At 67.6% G+C, this 6260-nt stretch carries 7 protein-coding genes; 5 read left to right on the top strand and 2 right to left on the bottom strand.

Annotated features, from left to right (window positions below):
* Nucleotides 1-56 precede the first annotated feature (56 nt).
* The gene (locus tag VGS97_RS28395; protein WP_326856754.1) at nt 57-257 is read left to right on the top strand and encodes an MbtH family protein; all 201 of its coding nucleotides are present in this window, start codon (nt 57-59) and stop codon (nt 255-257) included.
* Nucleotides 258-331: 74 nt separating this feature from the next.
* Here the strand turns inward: VGS97_RS28395 and VGS97_RS28390 are convergent, their stop codons facing one another.
* Complete coding sequence (locus VGS97_RS28390; RefSeq protein ID WP_326856753.1) at nt 332-922, bottom strand: hypothetical protein; 591 nt, start codon at nt 920-922, stop codon at nt 332-334.
* A 332-nt stretch (nt 923-1254) separates the two neighbouring features.
* Between VGS97_RS28390 and VGS97_RS28385 the strand changes: the two genes are divergently transcribed.
* The 4 genes from VGS97_RS28385 to VGS97_RS28370 are packed head-to-tail and all read left to right on the top strand — an operon-like array spanning nt 1255 to nt 4392.
* Nucleotides 1255-2145, top strand: a complete 891-nt coding sequence (locus VGS97_RS28385; protein WP_326856752.1) for an SPFH domain-containing protein — start codon at nt 1255-1257, stop codon at nt 2143-2145.
* 43 nt (nt 2146-2188) lie between these two features.
* Complete coding sequence (locus VGS97_RS29875) at nt 2189-2611, top strand: hypothetical protein (protein WP_326856751.1); 423 nt, start codon at nt 2189-2191, stop codon at nt 2609-2611.
* Between the two features lie 21 nt (nt 2612-2632).
* Nucleotides 2633-3634, top strand: coding sequence for an ABC transporter ATP-binding protein (locus VGS97_RS28375; RefSeq protein WP_326856750.1), 1002 nt, complete (start codon nt 2633-2635; stop codon nt 3632-3634).
* Nucleotides 3631-4392, top strand: a complete 762-nt coding sequence (locus VGS97_RS28370) for an ABC transporter permease (RefSeq protein ID WP_326856749.1) — start codon at nt 3631-3633, stop codon at nt 4390-4392. The genes VGS97_RS28375 and VGS97_RS28370 overlap by 4 nt, the downstream gene beginning before the upstream one ends.
* A 144-nt stretch (nt 4393-4536) precedes the next feature.
* Here VGS97_RS28370 and VGS97_RS28365 read toward each other — a convergent pair whose 3' ends face one another.
* Complete coding sequence (locus tag VGS97_RS28365) at nt 4537-5967, bottom strand: HNH endonuclease (protein WP_326856748.1); 1431 nt, start codon at nt 5965-5967, stop codon at nt 4537-4539.
* Nucleotides 5968-6260 lie beyond the last annotated feature (293 nt).

The following is a 6260-nucleotide window of genomic DNA, read 5'->3' as shown; positions in this document are numbered from 1 at the left end:
GTCGCGGCATTCGAGCGCGGGGTATGGTTTGCGCAGGACTCACGAGGGGCGCACTGATGGAAGCCGAGACTTACCGCGTCGTCGTCAACGACGAGCAGCAGTACTCGATCTGGCCGGCGGACCGCGAGAACGCGCCCGGCTGGGCCGACGCCGGCAAGACCGGCACCAAGGAAGAGTGCCTCGCCCACATCGGCGAGGTGTGGACCGACATGCGACCCCTGTCGCTGCGCCGGCAGATGGAGCAGCAGGCCGGGTGAAAAAGAAAAAGAGCAGTCCAGCGTCGGCGGGGACTGAGATGCATGGCCCCGCCGACGCGCCCTGTGTTATTCGATCACTGGAACGACCGAGTACCGCAGGTTCCTGTCGCGGTTGAGACGAACACGTCGCCGCCACCGCTGGGAACGACGTAGACGAGCGTGTCGCTGTACGTCACGTTGATGCAGGTCGTGTAGCCGTGCGACTGTGCTGCCGACATGAGTGCGCTGTAGGCGTTGGCCTCCGCGGCGGACTCGGCACTGCCATAGGTCGAGCCCCACGTCTGCGAGCCGGTCGCGCTGAGCGTTGACCCGGCCTGGAACACGTAGTTCCCGCACAGCCCCGTCGCCGTCGAGGTGAACACGTCGCCGCCGCCGCTCGGGACGACGTAGACGAGCGTGTCGCTGTACGTCACGTTGATGCAGGTGGAGTAGCCGTGCGAGTTGGCGACTCCCATCAGGGCGCTGTACGCGCTGCTCTCCGCCGCCGACTGAGCACTGCCATACGTCGAGCCCCACACCTGACCGCTGCTCGCGCTCAGCGTGGCCGACGCGTGCGCGGCCACCGGGCTCATCGCCAATCCCAGCCCTGCGATCCCGGTCGCGACCGCCGTGCGGACGAGGGTACGGCGACCGACCTGCCGCCGCGCTCCCGAATGCTGCTTCACCTGAGTCGTCCCTTCGCGAATGCGGCCCACCCCGGGCCGGCGATGGGCAACGTAAAGAGACAGTGTTCGAATACGCAAGCGAATGCGCCGCGGACGGATCACCTGCCCGCTCAGCGCGCCCCGCAGCCGAAACTTTCCTGCTGAGGCGGGCAGCACGCACTCAGCCCGAAGCCCCACCGCCCCACCGCCCCACCGCCCCATATTAAGTGATATCTCTATACTGGGTCCCAGTGGGCACACCAGGTGTCCACGACGATGAGACACGATGAGACAGGTGGGTCGCGATGAGTGGGGCGGCTTCGGAGGGACCACGGACAGCGGGTGACGGGGGCATGGCCGGCACAGCCGTCACTATGGGCATGGCGGCGGTCGACGTTCCGATCAGCGAAAAGAAGGCGAACGACCTGCCGGGCGCGCTGGCACTGCCGGTCGGGCTCGCCCTGGTGGCCGGGGGCGCGGCGGCGATCGCGGTCGTGCCGCTACTGGGCGTCGTGCTGCTGCTGGCCGGGGCGCTGGCGCTGGCCGGCCTGAACGCGGTGGCGCCCGGCCAAGCCAGGGTGGTGACCCTCTTCGGCCGCTACGTCGGGACCATCCGGGTCAACGGCCTGCGTTGGGTGAACCCGTTCACCAAGCGGCACCGAGTCTCCACGCGCATCCGCAACCACGAGACCGCGACAAGCAAGGTCAACGACGCCGACGGCAACCCGATCGAGATGGCCGCGGTCGTGGTGTGGCAGGTGGCTGACACGGCCAAGGCCGTCTACGGCGTCGAGAACGTGGTCGCGTTCGTCGCCACCCAGGCGGAGACGGCGGTGCGGCACGTCGCGGGCAGCTACCCGTACGACGCGCGCGGCCAGGAGCGGCTGTCCCTGCGCGAGAACGCCGACGAGATCACCTCGCGGCTGTCGGCCGAGATCGCCGAGCGGGTGGCGGCGGCCGGGGTGCACGTGGTCGAGTCCCGGATCACCCGGCTGTCGTACGCGCCGGAGATCGCACAGGTGATGTTACGCCGCCAGCAGGCCGAGGCGGTGGTCGACGCGCGCCGACGGCTGGTGGACGGCGCGGTGGGCATGGTGCGCCAAGCCCTGGAACAGCTGACCGAGCAGGGTCTGGTGGACTTGGACGAGGAGCGCAAGGCCGCGATGGTCAGCAACCTGCTGGTGGTGCTGTGCAGCGAGAGCGCAACTCAGCCGGTCGTGAACACCGGCACGCTCTACCAGTAGGCGACCTCTACCGGACAAGCGACTAGACAAGCGACACGACACTGTGGCCGACCGGAAGAACATCCTGCTGCGGCTCGATCCGGCCGTCTACGACGCGCTGGCCCGGTGGGCGAACGACGAGCTGCGCAGCACCACCGCGCAGATAGAGCTGCTGCTGCGCCGAGCTCTGGCCGACGCCGGACGGATGCCCCGCAACGTCGGCGACCTACCGCGCCGCGGCCGCCCGCCGAAGAGCACTCCCCCGAACGGAGACAGCGACTCCGAAGTCAGTGACCCCAAGATCAGTGACTCCAAGATCAGTGACTCCAAGATCAGTGACTCCGAAACCAGCGACACCGCGGACAGCAACAACTCCAGAGACAGCGACCCCGAACACAGCAACACCACCCCACCCGAAGACAGTAACGAAGACAGCAACTCTGCCCCGCCCGGCGGCCGCGACGTTGACCCGCCCACTCCAAAGTGATATCACTTTTTCGTGAGTGCGATGAGTACCAACCAAGCCACCGGCGACCCCGCCGGACCGGCTCCCGAGCGGACACCGAACGGACAGGGCGCTCTCGTGGTAGAGGGCCTGACCAAGCGGTTCGGCACGCGCGTCGCGTGCGACAACGTCACGTTCAGCGTCGACTACGGCGAAGTGTTCGGGTTCCTCGGGCCGAACGGGGCGGGCAAGACGACCACGGTGCGCACGCTCGGCACCCTGCTGGCGCCGAGTTCGGGTACCGCGATGGTGGCCGGCCTGCCGCTGACCGCAGAGAACGGCGTGGAAATCCGGCAGCGGATTTCGGTCATGCCGGAGGCTCCGGGCCTGTACCTGCGCCTCAGCGTGGCCGAGAACCTCGCCTACTTCGTCGGTCTCTACGAGCTGCCCGACGGGCGCGCCCGGATCGAACGCGCGCTCAAGGCGGTCAACCTGCTCGACCGCGCCGACGATTCGTGCCGCTCCCTGTCCAAGGGCCTGCGCCAGCGGGTCGGGCTGGCCCGCGCGCTGCTCAACGACCCGAAGGTGCTCTTCCTCGACGAGCCGACCTCCGGCCTCGACCCCGTCGCCGCCCGCGAGGTCCACGAGCTGATCGACGCCCTGCGCAAGCGTGGCGTGACGATCTTCCTGACCACGCACCGGCTCGCCGAGGCCGAGCGGCTGTGCGACCGCGTCGGCATCATGAACACGACGCTGCGCATGGTCGGCCGACCCGACGAACTGCGCGAGCAGCTGTTCAGCAAGAGCCTTGAGATCAGGACCCGCGAACCACTCGCTCAGCCGGAACGCGTCCTCGCGGGCCTGCCGGGAGCCGAGAGTTGGCACCAGACCGGCGACGGCACGTACATCGTCGCCGTCTCCGACCCGCAGCTGGCCGCACCGGAGGCGGCACGCGCCCTGGTCGCAGCTGGCGCGGACCTGCTCTCGCTCAGCCCGTCGCAGCACTCGCTGGAGGACGTCTACCTCCAGCTGATCGACACGGATGTGGAGGCGCAGTCGCGATGACGACGCTGGTGACGACACTCACGGCGAACCTGAGCTCGACGCGCGTGCGCGCCGTGATGCGCAAGGAACTGCGCGACTACCGGCGCAACCGCTTCATCGCGGGCACGATGGCGATCACGCCGGTGCTGTTCATGATCGCGCCGATCATCAGCGTCTTCAGCCTGCCCGCCGACGCGCCGCAGGACAAGGTCAACGCCCTGCTGGGCGTGTCCCTGCTCTACCTCACGCTGATTCCAGGGCTCGTCCCGGCGGTGGTCTCGTCGTACGCGGTCGTCGGCGAACGGGAGCAGGGCACGCTCGAACCGGTGCTGACCACCCCGGTGCGCCGGGAGGAGTTGCTGGTCGGCAAGGCCCTCGCGACACTCGTCCCAACGCTGGCAATCTCGTACCTGATGTACGGCATCTTCCTAGCCTGCGTCGAGCTGTTCGCCCACCCGAACGTGCAGTCGGCCGTCTTCCAGGCCGGCCGGATCCTCGCGCAGCTGCTGTTCACCCCACTGGTCGCCGGCTGGTCGATCTGGGCAGGCATCGCGGTATCCACCCGAGCGAACGACGTCCGTGTCGCACAGCAACTCGGCACGCTGGCCAGCCTCCCGCCGCTCGCGGTGACCTCACTGATGGGCTTCAACGTGATCCACCCGACCCTCCGCCTGGCACTCACCCTCGGCGCGGCGCTGCTGGCAATCGACCTGCTCGCCTGGCGAGCAGTCGCGGCGATGTTCGATCGCGAACGACTGATCAGCGGCGGCAAAGTGTAGACGAGGACGAGGACGAAGGCATGCGCGAGTGCGCGCCGGGAGAACCCGTAATCGCAATCGGGATCAGGAATGAGATCGGGATCGGGATCGGGAGTATCAGCCGCTTCAGTATTAGTGTCAGTGTTCTGTGAAACTTTGAAACAGTCAGGCAGCGGCGACGGGGTAGCTGGTGGGCGCGGTGGTGTAGTCGCGTCCGGTCAGGTGTGAGGTCCAGGCGAGGGTGTCGTCGTGGCGGTTGAGTTTCCAGTGGTTGTGGGTTTTGTGGTTGTGGTGGCGGCGGCAAAGTGGTGCGAGGTTCTCGGGGGTGGTGGGTCCGCCCTGGTCGAAGGGTTGGTTGTGGTCCAGGTCGCAGCGGTCGGCGGGCATGTGGCAGTGCGGGAACACGCACGTGTTGTGCTTGAGCTGAGTGAGCCGCTTGATGGCGGCGCGGGGTGTGTAGGTGCGGGGCGAGGTGTCGATGAGGGTGCCGTCGGTGGAGGTGAGCAGGAAGCGCCATTGCGCGGTGTGCGCTGATGCGATGCGGCGGGTTTGTTCGGGGCACAGGGGACCGTAGCCGGTAAGGTGACCGGGCTCGTGGCTTAGGCCCAGGAGGGTTTCGATGCCCACCACGACATTGATGTGGGCGGGGGCGGCGGGCAGGGCGGAGAGTGTTGCGGGACTCGGGCTGGCGCCGCTCGCGGCGTGGTACAGGAGTGCGGGCAGCAGGTCGGCGCGGCACTGGTCGAGCGTGCGGGTGTCGGCGGGGTTGTTGTTGTTGTTCTTGCGCTTTGCGCTTTGGGCCAGGGTGGTGAGGGTGCGCATGGCCATCTGCGCCACGTCGGCCGCCAGGTAAAAGCTTAACGTGGCCATCCCGTCGTCTTCGGCGCGCAGTTCGACTCGGCGGCGAGCACACTCGTGACGGTGACGATGAGCAGCGGCGTCCGGGTCGGCGCGCAGCACGGCGCGACGAATGGCCTGGCGGGTGACCGCGGCGCTCTGGCCTGCCATCCGGGGTAGGACGCGAGTTTCGACGGCCCGGGCGGCCAGATCGTCGAGGCCGGCGGTCAGTTGGGTCAGGGCACGGGCTTGCTCGATAGAGACCTCACCCTGGGAGAGTTGGTGCAGGGTGTCGGGGAAGAGGCGGGTGAGGGCGTGGGCGTCGGCCAGCCGCGCCTGGGCAGTGGCGGGGGACCAGGCCAAGGCAGCGCTCAGCTCGCTTTCCACCAACCACAACCAACCGCCACCCCTATCGCCATTGCCACCCCCATTGCCACCGCCACCGGTTTCCGGCTCGTGACGGGCCAGGGCAGCCAGGCCACGCACCAACCCGGCATGCGCGCGACGCAACAGCCGCTCCCACGCGAGCACCGCATCCAGGCAACCAGCCGCCGAAAGATCACCGAACACCAGTTCGTCCAGCGCCCCCGCACACGGCACCGACCCGGCCAAGCGCGCAGCCATTGCATCCGCATGCGACCGGGCTACGGCAGTTACTGCGGTCGCGACTGTGACTTCGGAGGTAATCTCAATCGTGTCCATGGCGGGCCTCTCACGTGTGCTGGTGATATCGGTGCAGGTCGTTGGGGATTTCTTCACGTATCAATTCTATCGCAGCAGTCGGATGTATGCTATAGATTCTTATAAGTCGTATATTCTGCCATGGACTTATTGGGAACGAGAGTGCGTGGGCGCGAGCAGCCGGTGCTTCCGATTGGGCAGGGCTGGGGGCTGTACTCAGAGCGACGTCGGAGTTACTGTCTGAGGCGACGGCGTTCGGGTTCCGCGCGGGGTGGGGAAGGCTTCGCGGTGGCGACACGGGGTTGACGCCACCAGGAACGCGCCGTCCTTCTTGATGGGGGATGCACTATGGGACGTGCCGTTTCACGTTA

Source organism: Actinocrinis sp., assembly GCF_035946395.1.
GTDB lineage: Bacteria > Actinomycetota > Actinomycetes > Streptomycetales > Catenulisporaceae > Actinocrinis.
The sequence above is the reverse complement of the archived record's forward strand: the minus strand, read 5'-3'. Positions and strand labels throughout refer to the sequence as shown.